Origin of the sequence: Kitasatospora sp. NPDC036755, assembly GCF_040636595.1 — a bacterium.
Lineage (GTDB): Bacteria > Actinomycetota > Actinomycetes > Streptomycetales > Streptomycetaceae > Kitasatospora.
Genome location: NZ_JBEZUT010000084.1, coordinates 1 through 17420, shown reverse-complemented (window position 1 = coordinate 17420; position 17420 = coordinate 1). Strand labels below are relative to the sequence as shown.

14 protein-coding genes are annotated in these 17420 nt (G+C 74.2%); 7 read left to right on the top strand and 7 right to left on the bottom strand.

Annotation, left to right across the window (positions count from 1 at the left end):
- Positions 1-68: 68 nt before the first annotated feature.
- Positions 69-488, top strand: coding sequence for a helix-turn-helix domain-containing protein (locus tag AB0E96_RS15380; protein ID WP_359823274.1), 420 nt, complete (start codon positions 69-71; stop codon positions 486-488).
- A 67-nt stretch (positions 489-555) separates the two neighbouring features.
- Here the strand turns inward: AB0E96_RS15380 and AB0E96_RS15375 are convergent, their stop codons facing one another.
- Positions 556-1356 carry an arylamine N-acetyltransferase gene (locus tag AB0E96_RS15375; RefSeq protein ID WP_359823272.1) on the bottom strand — a complete coding sequence of 267 codons (801 nt, stop codon included), beginning with the start codon at positions 1354-1356 and terminating at the stop codon, positions 556-558.
- Between the two features lie 210 nt (positions 1357-1566).
- On the opposite strand from AB0E96_RS15375, the gene AB0E96_RS15370 reads away from it, so the two are divergent.
- The gene (locus AB0E96_RS15370) at positions 1567-2598 is read left to right on the top strand and encodes a 3-dehydroquinate synthase family protein (protein WP_359823270.1); all 1032 of its coding nucleotides are present in this window, start codon (positions 1567-1569) and stop codon (positions 2596-2598) included.
- Positions 2599-2680: 82 nt separating this feature from the next.
- Here AB0E96_RS15370 and AB0E96_RS15365 read toward each other — a convergent pair whose 3' ends face one another.
- From AB0E96_RS15365 to AB0E96_RS15355, 3 genes are read right to left on the bottom strand one after another with little or no spacing between them, the layout of a single operon-like run.
- The gene (locus tag AB0E96_RS15365; protein WP_359823268.1) at positions 2681-3322 is read right to left on the bottom strand and encodes an HAD-IA family hydrolase; all 642 of its coding nucleotides are present in this window, start codon (positions 3320-3322) and stop codon (positions 2681-2683) included.
- On the bottom strand, positions 3319-4479 hold the full coding sequence (locus tag AB0E96_RS15360) for a Gfo/Idh/MocA family oxidoreductase (RefSeq protein ID WP_359823266.1): 1161 nt from the start codon (positions 4477-4479) through the stop codon (positions 3319-3321). The genes AB0E96_RS15365 and AB0E96_RS15360 overlap by 4 nt, the downstream gene beginning before the upstream one ends.
- On the bottom strand, positions 4476-5639 hold the full coding sequence (locus AB0E96_RS15355; protein ID WP_359823263.1) for a DegT/DnrJ/EryC1/StrS family aminotransferase: 1164 nt from the start codon (positions 5637-5639) through the stop codon (positions 4476-4478). The genes AB0E96_RS15360 and AB0E96_RS15355 overlap by 4 nt, the downstream gene beginning before the upstream one ends.
- 255 nt (positions 5640-5894) lie before the next feature.
- On the opposite strand from AB0E96_RS15355, the gene AB0E96_RS15350 reads away from it, so the two are divergent.
- The 3 genes from AB0E96_RS15350 to AB0E96_RS15340 all read left to right on the top strand — a co-directional run bounded on the left by AB0E96_RS15350 (position 5895) and on the right by AB0E96_RS15340 (position 8395).
- Positions 5895-6344, top strand: coding sequence for a type II 3-dehydroquinate dehydratase (locus AB0E96_RS15350; protein ID WP_359823261.1), 450 nt, complete (start codon positions 5895-5897; stop codon positions 6342-6344).
- Positions 6341-7114, top strand: coding sequence for an alpha/beta fold hydrolase (locus tag AB0E96_RS15345; protein WP_359823258.1), 774 nt, complete (start codon positions 6341-6343; stop codon positions 7112-7114). The genes AB0E96_RS15350 and AB0E96_RS15345 overlap by 4 nt, the downstream gene beginning before the upstream one ends.
- Positions 7115-7525: 411 nt before the next feature.
- Positions 7526-8395: an ROK family protein gene (locus AB0E96_RS15340; protein ID WP_359823256.1), complete on the top strand. Its 870-nt coding sequence runs from the start codon at positions 7526-7528 to the stop codon at positions 8393-8395.
- 66 nt (positions 8396-8461) lie between these two features.
- Here the strand turns inward: AB0E96_RS15340 and AB0E96_RS15335 are convergent, their stop codons facing one another.
- A complete protein-coding gene (locus AB0E96_RS15335; protein ID WP_359823288.1) occupies positions 8462-11452 on the bottom strand; it encodes a BTAD domain-containing putative transcriptional regulator in 2991 nt (996 codons plus the stop codon).
- A gap of 417 nt (positions 11453-11869) precedes the next feature.
- On the opposite strand from AB0E96_RS15335, the gene AB0E96_RS15330 reads away from it, so the two are divergent.
- Together AB0E96_RS15330 and AB0E96_RS15325 are read left to right on the top strand one after the other, a co-directional pair.
- Positions 11870-14632: an AAA family ATPase gene (locus tag AB0E96_RS15330; protein WP_359823254.1), complete on the top strand. Its 2763-nt coding sequence runs from the start codon at positions 11870-11872 to the stop codon at positions 14630-14632.
- Between the two features lie 28 nt (positions 14633-14660).
- The gene (locus tag AB0E96_RS15325) at positions 14661-15473 is read left to right on the top strand and encodes a shikimate dehydrogenase (protein WP_359823251.1); all 813 of its coding nucleotides are present in this window, start codon (positions 14661-14663) and stop codon (positions 15471-15473) included.
- Positions 15474-15668: 195 nt separating this feature from the next.
- Here the strand turns inward: AB0E96_RS15325 and AB0E96_RS15320 are convergent, their stop codons facing one another.
- Both AB0E96_RS15320 and AB0E96_RS15315 read right to left on the bottom strand, forming a co-directional pair.
- On the bottom strand, positions 15669-16043 hold the full coding sequence (locus AB0E96_RS15320; protein WP_359823248.1) for a hypothetical protein: 375 nt from the start codon (positions 16041-16043) through the stop codon (positions 15669-15671).
- A 233-nt stretch (positions 16044-16276) separates the two neighbouring features.
- Positions 16277-17290, bottom strand: a complete 1014-nt coding sequence (locus tag AB0E96_RS15315) for a TauD/TfdA family dioxygenase (protein WP_359823246.1) — start codon at positions 17288-17290, stop codon at positions 16277-16279.
- Positions 17291-17420 lie beyond the last annotated feature (130 nt).

Sequence of the window (17420 nt, the reverse complement as noted above, 5' to 3'; positions counted from 1 at the left end):
TTTAGTGCACTTCTTGTAACAGTTCCCATGATGTGTGACCATGGCCGTGGGCGGAAGGAGGCACATTAATGTCCCGTAGTCACACCGGTGTGACGGCCGAGCAGGGCAGCGTCGCCTGCACGGTCAGCGAGGTCATCGACCGCGTGGCCGGCAAGTGGAGCATCGGCATCCTGGTCGCCGCGGCCGAAGGCCCGGTCAGGTTCAGCGAGTTGGAGCGCCGGATCACCGGCATCAGCCGCCGCATGCTGACCCTGAACCTGCGCAAGCTGGAACGGGAGGGCCTGCTGGTCCGCACCGTCTACCCGACCGTTCCGCCGCGCGTCGAGTACACCTGCACCGAGATGGCCCTGGAGCTCCACGAGAGCCTCACCGCCCTGGTCAGCTGGGCCAAGCGGCACGGCCCGGACATCGCCCGGGCGCACAGCGAGTACGACGCCGCGCACGGGGCCGGCCAGGAGGCCGACACCCGGGCCGTGGCGGCCGCCTGACGCACCCGCCCCGGGGCCTGGCCGCGGCGTCGCCGCCCGGTCGGGCCCGGCGGCGCGGCACGTCGGGTCAGCTCCGGCGGCGCAGCACGTCGGCGACGACGGCGTCGTAGTCCTCGGCCTTCACCAGGACGCGGAACTGCTCCCGGCCGCCGTCCACGGTCAGGCAGCGCCGGCCGACCAGCATGATCTGCCCGGTCTCGGTGGCGCGGGAGCGGATCACGGTGGTGTTGGAGACCAGCTCCCCCGCCCAGTTCCACTCGGGGTTGACCGCCTCGGGCTGCGCGGGGTCGCGCTTCCAGTCCGCCAGGCTGCGCGGCTGCAGCTTGAAGCGGTACACGGCCTGCGCCTCGGAGTCCGCGGCCTGACGCCGGAGCACGTGGTACTCCGGCTCCTCCTCGTGCGCCACCACCCGGTAGACGCAGCCGTACTGCTCCTGCGGCTCGTCGGCGACCCGCACCGGCTCGATGAACGAGGGGCCGGCGAAGCCGACGTCGGCCAGCCAGACCTCGCCGTCGATCCGCACCCCGGTGAAGAGGTGCTCCAGGTCGGGGCCGAAGCCGCCGTCCGGGCCGCGCACGCCGGCCGCCAGGATGTCCACCTCGTAGCCCAGGTCGATCAGCAGCCGGCGGAACAGGCCGCTGAGCTCGAAGCAGGTGCCGCCGCCCCCGCCCAGGATCAGACCGTCGAAGGCCTCGTCGATGTCGACCTCGACGTAGTCCCAGATGTAGTCGCCGCGCTCGGCGTTGACCGAGTTGTCGAACGGCACCGTCATCAGGTGCTTCTTGTGCAGGCTGCGCAGCGTCTCGACGGTGGGCTCGACCGGGCCGGTGTGGCCCAGGTGCGCCAGGTAGGCGTCGATGTCGTACATGGGGGCACTTCCTCGCTTCTCGACGGAGTCCATACGTCCCCAGGAAGTCTCCGGGCGCACGGCCCCGGACGATCCCCTGACCGCCCCCCTATGTGCTCCCTATCCCGCCGCCGCCCACCCCTCGGTTTTCCGGCCGCGCGGGCCCCGGGCGGCCGGGCCCGCCTAGCCTCGCGGAGGAAGGTTGACCACACTTGAGGGGGCCTGGAAGCCATGCCGGAAACCACCGCACCGCACCGGCGGATCGACGTCGACCTCGGGGACCGCTCGTACGCGGTACGGGTCGGCGCCGGGGTACGTCACCTGCTGCCGGAGGTCGTCGCCGAGATCGGAGCGCGCAAGGCGGTCGTGGTCTCGGCCCGGCCGCGGGAGTGGACGCCCGACCCCGGCGTCCCCGCGCTGAGGCTGCCGGCCAGGGACGGCGAGGTGGACAAGACGCTGGCCACGGTCGGCGAACTCTGCCGCGCCTTCGCCGAGTTCGGGCTCACCAGGAACGACGTGGTGGTCTCCTGCGGCGGCGGCACCACCACCGACACCGTCGGGCTGGCGGCCGCGCTGTTCCACCGCGGGGTGCCGGTCGTCCACCTGCCGACCTCACTGCTGGCCCAGGTCGACGCGAGCATCGGCGGGAAGACCGCCGTGAACCTGCCGGAGGGCAAGAACCTGGTCGGCGCGTACTGGCAGCCCCGGGCCGTGCTCTGCGACACCGACTACCTGGACACCCTGCCGACCAGGGAGTGGACCAACGGGTACGGGGAGCTGGCCCGCTGCCACTTCATCGGGGTCGACGGCATCCACCGCCTGCCGCTGCCGGAGCAGATCACCGCGAGCGTGGCGCGCAAGGCCGAGATCGTCATGGCCGACGAGCGCGACTCCGGCCTGCGCCACCTGCTGAACTACGGCCACACCCTGGGCCACGCCCTGGAGCTGGCCACCGACTTCACGCTGCGGCACGGCGAGGCCGTCGCCGTCGGCACGGTCTTCGCCGGGCGGCTGGCCGGCGCGCTGGGCCGGATCGACGGGGCCCGGGCGGCCGAGCACCTCTCCGTGGTGTCCGGCTACGGGCTGCCGACCGCGCTGCCGGAGGGCGTGGACACCGCCCGGCTGATCGCCCTGATGCGGCTGGACAAGAAGGCGACCACCGGGCTCTCCTTCGTGCTGGACGGCCCGCGGGGCGCCGAGCTGGTGGCCGACGTGCCGGAGTCCGTGGTCGCTGACTGCCTCGCCGGGATGCCGCGCGGCTGACCTCCGCACACGGCGGTGGCCCGGGAGCCGAAACCGGCTCCCGGGCCACCGCCGTGACCGTCCGTCGTACGGCCGCACCGCGTCAGGCGGTCGGCGCCAGGGCGAGCAGGTCGAGCAGGTCGGCCGGCTCGCGCAGCACGGCGTCCGGGCCGGCCGCGACCAGCTCGGCCTCGTCCACCCCGGCCCACACGGCGGCCACCGCGCCCACGCCCGCGCCGCGCGCGCTGGCCAGGTCGGTCACCGCGTCGCCGATCATCATCGCGGAGCGGGGCTCCACGTCCAGCAGCTCCAGCGCGCGCAGCACGATGTCGGGCGCCGGCTTGGCCCGGGCCACCTCGTCCGAGCCGATGACGTGGTCGAAGAAGGGCAGCAGCCCCAGCTGGTCGAGGAGCGAGCGGGCCCGCCGGCCGGCCTTGCCGGTGGCGACGGCCAGCACGAACCCCTGCTCGCGCAGGGAGCGCAGGAGCTCGGGGATCCCGTCGAAGACCGGCACCTCGTGGGCGAGCCGGTAACTCTCCCGGACGAAGGGCTCCTCCATCTCCAGGGGCAGCCCCATGATCCGCATGATGTCGGGGAAATATCGGCCCTGGTGCTTGTTGTACTCCTCGAAGGGCGCCCGGCCCTCACCGACCACCTCGGCGTAGGCGACCGTGAACGCCCGCCGCATCACCTCGAAGCTGTCGACCAGCACGCCGTCGAGGTCGAAGATCACTGCCTGTTTCACTGGGAACTCCGCGTGGTCGCAAGGGAAGGGACGGGCCGGGCCGACGCGTAGAGCCGCTCGATGACCCCGATGGTGTCGCGCACCTCGGCCACCGTCCGGCCCCTCGCGCCCGGGTCGGCGAGCAGCCCGGGCAGCTCGTCGATCTGCCGCAGGTACTCGGCCCCGATCGGCTCGTCGGCCACCGGGACCTCCGTGGTGACGCCGTCCCGGGTGAGGGTCAGCACCGAACCGCCGGCGCGGTTGGGGCTGAACCCGAAGGTGCAGCGCAGCTGCGCGGTGCCGGCGCTGCCCTCCAGCCGGATCGTGGTGGTGTCGAGCGCCTCGTGCGAGGCCCAGCTGGCGCGGATCGCCACCGAGACTCCGTCCTCCGTGACGAGGAAGCCCCGGGCGGTGTCCTCCACGTTCCCGGCGGCGCCGCCGGACTGCTCGTCCTCGCGCCAGGCGGCCCGGGCGGCTCCGTCGTTGACGAAGTCGTCCGACACCGTGCCGACGACCTGGCGGAACGCGGTCGACCCGAGCATCGGGGTGACGGCGTCGATCAGGTGCCAGCCGAGGTCGACCATGGCGCCTCCCCCGGCGAACCGGCGCTGGGTGAACCAGCCGCCCGCCTTGGGGACACCGCGGGCCCGGACCCAGGAGACCTCGACGTGCCGCAGCCGGCCGAGGTCGGCGGCCAGCGCGCCCAGCGCTCGGACGTCGGCCCGGTAGCGGGACGCGCTCCCGGCCAGCAGCACGGCCCCGCCGGCGAGTTCGGCCTCGGCCAGCTCCTCGGCCTGGGCGGAGTCGAGGCAGACCGGCTTCTCCACGAAGACCGGGACGCCGTTGCGCAGCAGCCGGCAGGCGATGGCGCTGTGCAGGTGGTTGGGGACCGCGACGACGGCGAGGTCGACGTCCTGCGGGCCGAGCCCGTCGATGTCGGCCAGCAGCCCGGGCGGTTCGCCGCCCGGTCCGTGGCCCGGCTCCCGCTCCTGCTCCCACTGCTCCGCCAGCGCGGCCCGGGCATCGGGCGACGGGTCGACGGCGGCGACCACCCGGTAGCCGGGGTGGCGGCGGAGCCGGGGCAGCCAGATCGAGGTGGCCGCCCAGCCGAGCCCCACCACGGCGGTCCGTACCGGGCCCGCCGCGCGGTGCCCGGGCGTCGTGGTGCCGCTGCTCACGCGGCGGCCAGCGCGTCGGCGACGGTGCGGGCGATGAAGTGCATCTGCTCCTCGGTGCCGAGCAGCGTGCGGTGGTGCAGCCAGATGCAGTCGTTGTTGATCGCCTCGGTGTTGGGGCAGCGCTGCGCGAGGGACTCGACCGTCTCCTGCGGGGCGCCGGTCTCCCAGAAGCCCTCCGAGCGGTAGATGGCGCGGAAGGCGATGAAGGCCGGCAGGCCGCGCGCGATCAGGTCGTCGACGAGGGCGTTGCGCTTCTCCTCGGTGATCCCGGGGATCCGGAACATCGCCATGTAGTGCGGGTTGCGGTCGCAGCGCTCGTCGCGGCCCTGCGGCACGACCCCCGGGATCTCGGCGAGCAGCGAGGCGAGCAGCGGAGCGCGCTGCTCGCGGACGGCGATCTGCTCGTCGAGGCGCGACAGCTGGGCGCGCAGGACGCTCGCCGAGAACTCGTTGAGCCGGAAGTTGGAGCCGGAGGTCTGGTGGAAGTACCGGCGGTCGGTGGCCGGCCGGCCGCAGCTGTGCCGCAGGAACCCGAGCTCGTACGACTCCTGGTCGGGGAAGGTCACCGCGCCGCCCTCGCCGGCGGTCATCAGCTTGCCGTTCTGGAAGCTGAAGGCCGCGATCGAGCCGAGCTCGCCGACCTTCCTGCCGCGCCACTGGGCACCGTGGGCGTGGGCGGCGTCGTGGACCAGCGGGACCCCGGTGGCCTGGGAGATCTTCTCCAGGGCGTCCATGTCGGCCAGGTGGCCGGCCATGTGCACCGGCATGATCGCCTTGGTGCGCGGGGTGATGGCCGCCTCGACGGCCTGCGGGTCGATGCAGTACGTCACCGGGTCGACGTCGACGGGCACGGCGACGGCACCGAGCCGCTGGGCGGCCTGCGAGGAGGAGATGAAGGTGAAGGCCGGCACGATGACCTCGGTGCCGGGGCCGACGCCGACGATCTGGAGCGCGAGCTCCAGCGCGTGGGTGCCGTTGGTGACGGCCAGCGCGTGCGGGGCGCCGTGGTACTCGGCGAACTCGCGCTCGAACGAGTTGACCTCGTTACCGCCCATCCGCCACCACTGGCCCTGCTCCAGCGCCCGGATCAGCCCCTCCCGCTCCCGGTCGTCGAACTGGGGCCACTTCGGGAAATCCGACAGCGCCGCACTCTCATTCATGGGGTCTCCCTGTTTGCGCCGAGAATGAACGCGGGCCACAGGCATTCGAGGTGGTCACGAATACGCCCGCCGTTCCGCCGAAACGCTACCCACTCGACGCCGCCGATCCCACCCCCTGGCACTCCCCCTATACGCCCCCTCAGTCGTTTCCGATCGGCTCCCGATTTCCTCGGCCGGAGTCCCGTCTTGCTATAACAGCAATGGCCGTGCGGTGTCCCGGCCTCCATAAATCCGCCAGCTGACGCGAGGTGAAACATGAGCACGGTGCTGCTTCTGAACGGTCCCAATCTGGGCATCCTCGGCCGGCGCGAACCCGAGGTGTACGGGACCACCACGCTGGCGGAGATCGAGGAGTGGGTCGCCGAGGAGGTCGCGGACCAGGGCTGGAAGGTCCGCGCCGTGCAGAGCGACTGCGAGGGCGAGCTGATCCGCGCGATCCAGGACGGCTACGACGACACCGTCGGCGCCCTGGTCAATCCCGGTGCGCTGATGATCGCCGGCTGGAGTCTGCGGGACGCGCTCGCCAACTACCCCAATCCGTGGATCGAGGTGCACCTGTCCAACGTCTGGGCCCGGGAGAGCTTCCGCCACGACTCGGTCATCGCCCCGCTCGCCAGCGGCGTGATCGTGGGCCTCGGCGCCCTGGGCTACCGGCTGGGCGCCCGCGCCCTGACCTCCGTCGTCAATGGCGGTGCGCGGCGGTGACCGCGGCGAGGAGCGGAGCGGGCGCCGACGCGCCCGCCGCCGACCGCGGCACCTGGCTGCGCCGCTTCGACGGCACCCGCGACGGGGGCGTCCGGGTGGCCGTCCTGCCGCACGCCGGCGGCTCGGCCAGCGGCTACCGCGCGCTCTCGGCGGCGCTGTCCGTCGACTTCGAGGTGGTCTGCGTCCAGTACCCGGGCCGTCAGGACCGCTACCGGGAGCAGCCGGTGAGCGACCTGCGGGAGCTCGCCTCGCAGGTCGCCGCCGTGCTGCGGCACGAGGACGACCGGCCGCTGGCGCTGTTCGGGCACAGCATGGGGGCGACGCTCGGCTTCGAGGTCGCGCGCCTGCTGGAGCGGGACGGCGTCCCGCCGGTGGCGCTGTTCGCCTCCGCCCGGCGCGCGCCGGGCCGGCCCCTGCCGGAGCGGGTGCACCAGCGGGACGACGCCGGCCTGCTGGCCGAGATGTCGGCGCTGGGCGGCACGGACGAGCGTGTCCTGGCCGAGCCCGAGCTGCTCCGGCTCTACCTGCCGGTCGTCCGGGCCGACTACCGGGCCATCGAGACCTACCGGTGCCCCGAGGGTGCCGTGGTCGGCTGCCCGATCACGGCCCTGGTCGGGGACGCCGACCCCCGGGTGCCGGTCGAGGTCGCCCGGGCCTGGCAGCAGCACACCACGGCCGGCTTCGACTTCCGGGTCTTCCCCGGCGGGCACTTCTACCTGGACGAGCACACCGAGGCGGTGGCCCGGCTGGTCCGGGACGCGCTCGGCTAGGGCGCGAGCGGCCCGGCCGGTGCGGGACGCGCTCGGTCAGGGCGCGAGCGGCCCGGCCGGGCCCCGGCGGCTCAGCCGGCCGGCCGGGCCGACCGCGGGGACCGGGGAGCCCGAGGGGGCCGCGGGCGCTCGGTGCGCGTGAAGATCATGATGACCAGCTGCTGGGGGCACTCGATGCCCCCGGGCGCCACCGCACCGCTCTCGGCGCCCCGGGTCCTCTGGGTGGGATTACCGTCTCTGCGGTGCCCGGCCATGATGTGCTCCTCACCTCGACTGCCACGTCCCGCAAGATTTCCCGAGAAACCTAAGGCCGGCCCGTTCGGCCGTCACCCCCTAATAACCCCCAGAACCATCGGCCGGTGTTCTCCGGCGAATCGCACGGGAGTCTTTGTGAGTTTTCTGGGAATCGACGTGGGAGGCACGAAGGTCGCCTTCCGGCTGGAAACCGAGGGCCTTCCCCCTTATCAGGCCGCGTTCCCCTGGCCCGCCGCGGCGAGCCTTTCCGCGGACCTGGCGGCACTGGCCCGGGAGGTCGGAGCACTGGGCGGGCACGACCACGGCCACGGGCCGATCGAGGCGGTGGGCGTGGCCATGCCGGCCACCGTCGACAGGTCCGGCCGGGTCACCACCTGGCCGAACCGCCCGTACTGGACCGGGCTCGACCTGGGGGCCGCCCTGCGGGAGCTCTTCCCGGGCGCCGAGGCCCGCTGGGCCGACGACGGCGACCTCGCCGCGCTCGCCGAGGCCCGGCTCGCCGGCTGCCGTGACGTGGTCTACCTCGGGGTCGGCACCGGCATCGGCGGGGGCGTCGTGCTCGACGGCCGGCTCCTGCCCGGGATCGGCCGCGGCTCCTGCGAGATCGGCCACCTGGTCGTCGACCGCTCCGGGGCCGTGTGCGCCTGCGGGCGCCGGGGCTGCGTCCAGGCGGTCGCCTCCGGCCCGGCGACGCTCCGGCGCGCCGCCGAACTGCGCGGCGCCCCGGTGGAGTTCGCGGAGTTGGCGACCGCCTTCGCCGCCGGGGACGGCTGGGCGACGGCCGCGGTCGAGGAGTCCTGCGACGCCCTGGCGGCGGCCGCGGTCGGCGTGAGCGAGCTGACCTCGCCCGAGCTGGTGCTCGTCGGGGGCGGGTTCGCCCACGGCCTGCCCGGGTTCACCGACCTGGTGGCCGAGCGGGTCCGGCGGATCGGCCGCCCCGGCGGTCCGGCCGTCACGGTGCGCGCCGCCGCACTCGACGGCCTCTCCTCGCTGCACGGTGCGGTGCTGCTGGCCCGGGGCGCCTGAACGCGCCACGGCACCACCGCACCACCGCACCACCGCATCACCGCATCACCGCGGCGCCGGGCCCGGCTACGCCGACATCCGGCGCTCCCGGGTGGCGTCGCGGTCGTTCGCGCGCACCAGGCCCAGGCACTCCCGGTACGAGGCGAGCAGCCGCTGCCGCTCGGGGTGCTGCGGCGGGCAGAGCTCGATCGCGGCCCGGAAGCAGGCGGCCGCCGCCCCGTGCGCGCCCTGCGCGACCGCGCGGCGGGCGGACTCGGCGAGGGTCTGCCGCGCCCGCTGGCTGAGGCAGTGCGCGGTGTGGGCGTCCAACTCGCCCTCGCGGCCGAGCTCGACGGCCTGCTCCAGCTGGTACGGCAGCAGCTCCAGCCGGTCGGCCGGGAGGGCGGCGAGCCAGTCGGAGGCGCGCCAGTGCTTCTCCATCCGGGCCCGCCGGGTCAACTGCCCGTAGGCGACCTCCCGGAACACCGGCTGCTCGAAGGCGTACTCCTCGTCGCCCTCGACACTGCTCGGCCGGACCGGCCGCAGGTACCCCCGCGAGGCCAGCCGCTTCAGGCAGTTCGCGACGTCGACGCGGTCCAGTCCGCCGCCCGAGGCCACCGCCCCGACCCACACGTGGTCGCCGATCACCGCGGCGTCCCGCAGCACGGCCTTCTCCAGCGGGGTGAGCATGTCCAGCCGGGCGGTGACCAGGGCGCGCAGCCGGCGGGGCAGCTGCGGGCGGCCGCCCTCCGCCGGACCGGCCCGCAGGAACTCCTCGGCGAAGAGCGGGTTGCCGCCGATCCGCGCGATCAGCCCGGAGTCGAAGCCGCCGGGCGGCGGGGCCGACGCCGGGGCGGCGGCCCCCTCGGGCACGGTGGCGATCAGCTGCTGGACGGCGTCGTCGGGCAGCCGTTCCAGGGTGATCGTGCCGGTGTCGTGCTTGCCGCCGCGCCAGCCCGTGCGCTTGTGCAGGATCTCCGGGCGGGAGCTGGCGATGACGAACAGCGGTACCCGCCCGGCGTGTTCGGCCAGTTCGCCGATGAGGTCGAGCAGTTCGTCGTCGGCCCGGTGGAGGCCGCTCAGCACCAGGACCACCGGCCCGGTCGTCGCGATCTCCTCCAGGAAGTGCCGCCAGGCCAGGCCCATCTCGCGGCTGCCGTGCGCGTCCACCCGGCTTCCCGGGGTGAGGCACAGCCGCAGCCAGCGCAGCATCCAGTCGCTCTGGTCGTTGCGGCCGGCCAGGCGGTGCACGGCCTCGGTGAGCTTCAGGTCCGCGGCGGCGGGGCCGTCCAGCTCGGTGATCCCGGTGTACTGCCGCACGATCTGGGCCAGGGTCGCGAGGGTGCTCTCCCCGTAGGAGGGGACGACTCCCACCAGCCGGCGCACCGGCGCACCGGCGTCGTCGAGGCCGCTCAGGAACTCGTCGATCAGCCGGGTCTTGCCGATCCCCGGATCCCCCACCAGCGTGAGCAGGTGCGGGCGTTGCAGCCGCAGGACGCCGTCCAGGACGATCCGCAGGATCCGCAGTTCCCGCTCCCGGCTGCCGAAGGGGAAGAGCGGCCGCGACGCCGGGAACCGCGCCCGCACCCCGGACACCTCCCAGCCGGGGCCGCCGGTGGACGCCGGTACGTAGTGGAACGCCCTGGCCGTCTCCAGCCGGGTGTTGTCGCAGACCTGCACCGCGCCGGGGCGGCAGTGGGCGGACCGGTGCTCGGCGGCCAGCAGGGCCCGACCGGTCACCTCGCTCGGCCGCTCGTCCACGCAGTTCCGGTAGGTCACCACCACGTCGTCGGTCACCACGAGGACCCGCGGCGCCTCCTCGGCGAGCACCGCCCTGCGGCCCCGCTCCGACGCCGCCGTCGCGATCCCGGCCTGGATCGCCCAGGCCGCGTGCACCGCCCGTTCCGGGTCGTCCTCCCGGGCGCGCGGTACGCCGAAGAGCACGGTCCAGGTGGTGTTCACCGCCTGCCAGAGGACGCCGCCGAACCGCTCGGCCTGTTCCCTGACGACCTGGGTGACCTCCTTGATCAGGTCGTCGAGCCGTTCGGGGTCGACGTCGTCCGGGTCGGCCCCGAGGTGGTGGGGCAGGGCCAGGGAGATCAGGACGGCGCTCACCGTCCGGCGTTCGACGTACGTCCTCGCCTCGGTGGCGGCCGGCCCGGCGACGGTCCTGCGGAGCGCGGGCGCCAGTGGGTCGCGGTCGGTGCCGTCGGCCGGGGCCCGGTCCGTCCGGCCCTGGTCCGGGCGGCCCTGGTCCACCCGGTCCCGGTCCGGGTCCGCCGGGCGCGGCGGCCGCACGGCGGCGACCGGCCTGGCCCCGGCGACGCTGCCGGGCGCGTTGAGGGCGTCGTCCTGCTGGAGGATCCGCCGTTCCAGTTCCTGCAGTTCCCGGCCCGGGTCGAGTCCGAACTCGGCGACCAGGGCGGTCCGGGTGCGCTGGTAGGCGAGCACCGCGTCCGGCTGCCGGCCGCAGCGGTAGAGCGCGAGCATGAGCTGGCCGCAGAGCCGTTCGCGGGTGGGTTCGGCGGCGGCCGCCGCCTCCAGTTCGGCGACCAGGTCGTGGTGCCGGCCGAGGGAGAGTTCGGCCTGGACCCGGTCCTCGAAGACCGCGAGGCGGGTGGCCTCCACGGCGGCCAGTTCCGACCAGCGGACTCCCGCCTCGGCGAGGTCGGCGAGCGCCGGTCCGCGCCACAGCGCCAGCGCCTCCCGCAGGATGCCGGAGGCCTTCTCGGGCGCGCCCGCGGCCAGTTCGGCCCGGCCGTGCCTGGCGAGCGCCTCGAACCTGGACAGGTCCAGGTTCTCCGGGCCCACCTCCAGCAGGTAGCCGGGGGTGCGGGTGGACAGCGCCGCGGTCCGTCCGGTATCCGCCTGAAGTATCCTGCGCAGGTCGGAAATGGCATTCTGGGTCATTTTGCGGGCGGTGGGCGGCACACCGTCGCCCCAGACCGCGGCCACCACCTGCCGAACGGAGACTATTCGCCCGGAATTGAGCAGGAGATATCCGAGGATCGCTCTCCTGTTGAATCCCCCGAGCGATACGGCGCTACCCTCGTGAATGATTTCGAGTGGCCCCAGCACATTGAACCGCACAGCTCCCCCATCCGCGTGCACAGCAAATCGGGCCACCGCCCGCCCATTCACCCCGGCGGTCGCCGTCCCCACCAACCACTCCCGCCACACAAGGCCCCGGGTGCACCCTGAGTAAACAAAGCAACACAACACCCCGTCAAACCGGTGTGACCGGTGTCACTGACAAGCGGGGCAAAAGGGACCTTTGCAAGAATTTTACCCGCCGCCCGGTTTTGGGCCCGCGGGCGAGGGCCCGCACCATCCACCGGGAATGCCACCCCTCGAATGGATAACCCATTACCGGCCGATGGAAGCCGTCCGGACCCCCCAATCAGGAGCTTTGATAGCGTCCCGACCGGCAGGAATCGCCCCACTGTCGGGCGACCAGAAAACCAGTCGTCACCGCAGGGGGCTCCGATGGAACTGGTGGAACGAGAGGCTCAACTGAGCCGACTGGAACGACTGATCGGCGACGGCGCACAGGGCAGCGGGAGTGTCGCCCTGATCGACGGGCCGGCCGCGAGCGGCAAGAGCCGATTGCTTTCCGTGACGACCCACCGCGCCACCGCCGGCGGCGCCCTCGCCCTCCGCGCGGCCGGTTCCCCCGCGGAATCCGCGCTGCCGTACGGCGTCTTCGACCAGCTCCTGCACGGCGTGCCGCTGCCGGCCGAGGTCGCCCGGCAGACGGAGCTGCTGACGGCGGCCGGCCGCGACCCCCGCCCCGGTGGCGCCGGGGCGGGCGCGGTCGACGCCGCCACCGCCCGGGCCTTCGAGGCGCTCGGCCGGGCCCTGCTCGAACTGGCGGCCGGTCAGCCCCTGGTGATCACCGTGGACGACGTCCACCACGCCGACCAGGCCTCCATCCGCTTCCTCCTCTACTTCGCGCGCCGGATCTCCACCGCTCGGGCACTCGTCCTGCTCACCATCGAGGAAACCGTCGACGGCGTGGCACCGCTGCGCTCCGAGCTGCTGCGGCTGCCGCACCTGCACCGGATCGGGCTCAGCCCGCTCTCCCGCCACGGCGTCGCCGAACTGCTCGCCGCCCGGCTCGGACCGTCCGGCCTCCACCTGGCGGAGGAGTTCGCGGTGGCCAGCGGCGGCAACCTGGCCCTGCTCCAGGCACTCGTCGAGGACCACCTGGCGGCCGGGCGGGTCCGGCTCCACGGGTACGGCCAGGCCCTGGTCGGCCAACTGCGCCGGGGCCCCGGCGTCGTCGGGGAGACCGCCGCGGCCCTCGCGGTCCTGGGATCCGACGCCACGCCCGAGACGGTGGCCGCCCTGGCCGACCTGCCGGCCGGCAGCGTGGCCTCGGCCCTGGAGGCGATGACCACCACCGGGCTCCTGGCCGACGGCGGCTTCCGGCACCCGCTGGCCCGGGCCGCCGTACTCCAGGACCTCTCCCCCCGGCGCCGCTGCGAACTGCACCGCGGCGCCTCGCGCCTGCTGCACCACCGGGACGCCCCGGCCGCCTCGGTGGCCCGCCACCTGGTCGAGGCCGACCACCACCGGGAGCCGTGGGCCCTGGACGCGCTCCAGGAGGCGGCCGACCACGCGATCGCCGACGGGGACGACCGGGCCGCCGCCGACTTCCTGGAACTGGCCCTGCGCGCCTGCGCCGACGAGCGGACGCGGGCGACCGTCCGCGCCCGGCTGCTCCAGGTGGAATGGCGCGCCAACCCGCCGTCCGCCGTCCGCCACCTCACCCCGCTGGCCGGGGCGGCGCAGGCCGAACAGCTGAGCCACCGGGACCACGTCGCGCTGGTCCGGCAGCTGCTGTGGCACGGGCAGGCCGCCGCGGCCACGCAGGCACTGGAGCGGCTGACCGGACCGGCGGAGGGGCCGGGCGCCGCCGCGCCGGGCGCCTGGGAGCTCGACCAGTGGCTGGCCTGGTCCCACCCCCACCTCGCCAGGCCGCGGAGGTCCGGCACCGGGCGACCGCACGGCGCGGGCGGACTCTCCGAGGTCGATCCGTGGCTCGCGCCCGCCGCCTCGCTCGCCCAGGCGCTGACCAGGGCACGCGGCGCGGAGGCGGCCGCCGCCGCCGAGGAGGCGCTCGGCGACCTGACCCTGGGCCACCCCACCCCGTGGGCGGAGGAGGCGGCCGCGCTCGCCATCACGGTGCTGATCTCCGCGAACCGCGCGGGCGACGCCCGGGACTGGTGCGACCGGCTGCTGGCCGACCCGGTCTTCGGGGACTCGCCCCGCTGGCGCGCCGTCCTGGTCGCGCGCAAGGCCGAGGCCTCCCTCCAGCTCGGCGACCTGATGGCGGCGGCGGCCCAGGCGCGGGCGGCGCTGCGCGCGATGCCGCCCAAGTCCTGGGGCGTGGCCGTCGGTCACCCGCTGGGCAGCCTGCTCCTCGCCACCACCCGGATGGGGCGCTTCGACGAGGCCGCCGAGTGCCTGACCCAGTTCGTGCCGGAAGCCATGCTCAGGACCCGCTGGGGCCTGCACTACCTGCACGCCCGCGGCCACTACTACCTGGCGACCAACCACCACCACGCGGCCGTGGCCGACTTCCTGGCCTGCGGCGAACTGATGCGCGAGTGGGGCGTGGACGTCCCCGGTCTGGTGCCGTGGCGCACCAGCGCCGCCGAGGCCTGGCTGCGGCTGGGCAACCCGGACCGGGCCAAGAACCTGCTGTACGAGCAGCTCGCCCGCCCCGGCACCCCCCGCACCAGGGCCCTGGCCCTGCACCTGCTCGCGACCGCGGGGCCGGCCGGACGCAAGGTCCAGCTGCTCTCCGAGGCGCTGGAGCTGTTCGAGGACAGCGGCGACATCTACGAGCAGGCGCGGACCCTCACCGACCTCGGCCACGCCCACTACGCGTCGCACGACCGCCAGCGGGCGCGCACGCTCCACCGCCGGGCCCGGCACCTGGCGACGATGTGCGAGGCCCTGCCGCTCTGCCGGCACCTGCTCACCGTCCCCGGCGAGCCGGGCGGGGCGGCCGACGAGCCGACCGACGACGGCCGGCGCCTGACCGACTCCGAGCTCCGGGTCGCCTCGCTGGCCATCCGCGGGTACACCAACCGGGAGATCGCGAACAAGCTGTACGTCACCGCCAGCACCGTGGAACAGCACCTCACCCGGGTCTACCGGAAGCTCGGGGTCAAGGGCCGCCGGGACCTGCCCGCCGACCTGAAGGCCGGTGAGCCGGGGCTCGCCCGCACCGCCTCCAGGGCCGCCTGATCCGATCGCGCCCACGAAAGGGGCCACCATGACCACCGCTCCCCCCGGCACGCCCGAGGTGCGCGGCACCACCCGGCTGTTCGCCGTCCTGGGCGACCCGGTCGAGCAGGTGCGGGCGCCGGCGCTGCTCAACCCGCTCTTCGTCCGGCTCGGCGTCGACGCCGTCCTGGTGCCCGTGCACGCCGCCCCGGCCGACCTGCCCCGGGTGCTCAGCGGGCTCGACGGCATCCGGAACCTCGACGGCCTGCTCGTCACCGTCCCGCACAAGTTCGCCGCCCTCGGGTTCGCCGGATCGGCCACCCCGGCCGCCCGGCTCAGCGGCAGCACCAACGCGCTCCGGCGCGAGCCGGACGGCCGCTGGCTGGCCGACAACTTCGACGGCGCCGGCTTCGTCGCCGGCCTCACCGCGGCGGGCCACTCACCCGTCGGCCGGCGGGTGGCCCTGGTGGGGGCGGGCGGCGCGGGCAGCGCCCTCGCCGTCGCCCTGCTGGACGCCGGGGTCTCCCACCTGTCCGTCCACGACCTCGACGAGCGGCGGCTCGACGGGCTGTGCGGGCGGCTCTCCGCCCACTGGCCCGGCCGGATCAGCGGCTCCCCCGTCGCCGACCTGGCGACGGCGGAGATCGCGGTCAACGCGACCCCCCTCGGCATGGCCCCGGGCGATCCGCTGCCCTTCGACCCCGCGGCCCTGCGGCCCGGCTCGGTGGTGGCCGAGATCATCATGAAGCCGGCGGAGACCCCGCTGCTGGCCGCGGCCGCCGCACTCGGCCACCGCGTCCACCACGGCCACCACACCCTGGACCACCAACTGGCCCTCTACCGTTCGTTCTTCCGGCTGTGACGGTCGTCGACCGCGGGCAGGGCGCCCCAGGACCCGGGGGTTCGTCCTGGGGCGCCCGGCCCAGCCGGGTGCCGGGACCGGTGTACGGGGGTGACACCGGCCCCGGCGGTTCGACGGGCGCGCGGTGAGCGTTTCCGCTCGATCCGCGACCCGAGTTCATGGTCGACCTGCTCGCGGTCGACCCGCTCACGGACCTCAGTACTTCTTCGAGTCCGTGCAGGTCTTCTGCAACTCCTTGAGCCGGTCGTTCTGTTCGGCCAGGTAGCCGATCACGGTACGGACGTCGTGGTCCTTCGGCTCGGCTTCGCGCAGCGACTTCGCCGTGGACTCGATGGCCTTGCGCAGGTCGTCGTCCGGCGCCTTCTTGACCAGCTCGTCGAGCTTGTCCGCACGTTCCCGCACGTCCTTGCGGGCCTTGTCGGTGTCGTCGGGGAAGGGGTTGAAGAGTGTCAGACCCAGCACGCGGGAGCACACCTCGACCCGGTCCGCCGTCGCCTTGGTGTCGGAGACGGCCTTGCACGCGGTCGACCCGAGGGCGAGCGAGCAGACTGCGACCAGGCTGAGCGCCATCCGTCGGCCCGGACGTCGAAGCGTTCGGGCCGTGCTCCGTCGTGCTGCCAGCTTATCCACCACAGGCTCCTCTACCGGCAGCTCGTCTTCCGGTGGAGCCGGCCCTACCGGCTTCCACCGTGCTTCTTCGGACGGACTTCATCGTCCCCCGCGGAGGCCCTGCCGCGCATGGGTGCGGGTGCCCAGAAATGAGTGCAGTTCGCTGCACCTGCCGGGCACCCGCCGGCTGCTCCTCAGATCCCCTGGCTGACGTGGAGGTCGGACATGGCCACCAGGATCCGGCGGTCGCCGCTGAACGGCTCCCGGGCGTGGGTGGCCAGGAAGTTGTCGACCACCAGGACGTCCCCGCGCTGCCAGGGCAGCGACACCGCGGCCTCCTGGTAGAGCTTGCCGATCAGTGCCACCGCCTCGTCCTCGATGGGGGTGCCGTCCCCGTAGAACGCGTTGCGGGGCATGCCCTCGGGGCCGTACTCGTCCAGGAGGTACTCCGCCACCTCCTCGGGGAGGGTGGAGACGTGCCACATGTGGGCGTGGTTGAACCACACCGTCTCGCCGGTGTGCGGGTGCCGGGCCACGGCCTGGCGGACCGAGCGGGTGCGCAGGCCGTCCTCGCCGACCCAGGTGAACTCGGTGTCCGAAGCGCGGCAGTACGCCTCCACCTCCGCCCGGTCGGTGGTCTGGAAGACGTCCTGCCACGGGATGTCCAGCCCCGGGCTGTAGTTGCGCACGTAGGCGACGCCGTGGCGCCGGAAGCGCTCGCGGATCTCCTCCGGGATCTTCGGGAACACCGCGCGCTCGCTGGCCACCGGGGTGGCGCCGCCCTCGGCGGACGGCCGGTCGCCGTAGAAGTACAGCGTGCTCGGCCAGTTGTGGGAGTAGGACATCTCGTGGTGGAAGTCGATCCACCGGTCGGCGGCCAGCTCGGTGGACGTGAAGACCTTGTCGGAGATCTCGGTGCGCGGCGCCGCCCGCTCCAGGTAGTCGAGCAGGTCGGGCGAGTACGCGCGGGCGGCGCTGCCGAACTCCTCGGGGCTGTCGACCGTGAAGCCACGGAACAACAGGGCGCCGTGGCGCCGGAGTTCGTCGATGAGGCGGGGGCGGTTGGCGGTGATCCACCGGTCCAGGCGCACCCCGGGCTCGGTGGCCTCGATGCGCAGCAGGAAGGGCTCCGGGTCCACGGGGGCGGCCTCCACCCGGCCGCCGGTGAAGGGCGCTGCCGGGTCGGAGGTGGCGTTCAGCTGGGTCACGAGGACTTCTCCAGTCATTCGGGGGATGGGGCGGTGGGGGCGGGGCGGCCCCCCCCCCCCCCCCGGGGGGGGGGGGGGGCGCGGGGCCCCCCCCCCGGGGGGGGACATTTAGCGTGAGGCCCCCCTGTGT

What these genes read in the sequence shown, in the direction of transcription:
- AB0E96_RS15380 (WP_359823274.1), top strand. Translation starts at nt 69, where the DNA reads ATGTCCCGTAGTCACACCGGTGTGACGGCCGAGCAGGGCAGCGTCGCC.
- AB0E96_RS15375 (WP_359823272.1), bottom strand. Translation starts at nt 1,356, where the DNA reads ATGTACGACATCGACGCCTACCTGGCGCACCTGGGCCACACCGGCCCG.
- AB0E96_RS15370 (WP_359823270.1), top strand. Translation starts at nt 1,567, where the DNA reads ATGCCGGAAACCACCGCACCGCACCGGCGGATCGACGTCGACCTCGGG.
- AB0E96_RS15355 (WP_359823263.1), bottom strand. Translation starts at nt 5,639, where the DNA reads ATGAATGAGAGTGCGGCGCTGTCGGATTTCCCGAAGTGGCCCCAGTTC.
- AB0E96_RS15350 (WP_359823261.1), top strand. Translation starts at nt 5,895, where the DNA reads ATGAGCACGGTGCTGCTTCTGAACGGTCCCAATCTGGGCATCCTCGGC.
- AB0E96_RS15325 (WP_359823251.1), top strand. Translation starts at nt 14,661, where the DNA reads ATGACCACCGCTCCCCCCGGCACGCCCGAGGTGCGCGGCACCACCCGG.
- AB0E96_RS15320 (WP_359823248.1), bottom strand. Translation starts at nt 16,043, where the DNA reads ATGGCGCTCAGCCTGGTCGCAGTCTGCTCGCTCGCCCTCGGGTCGACC.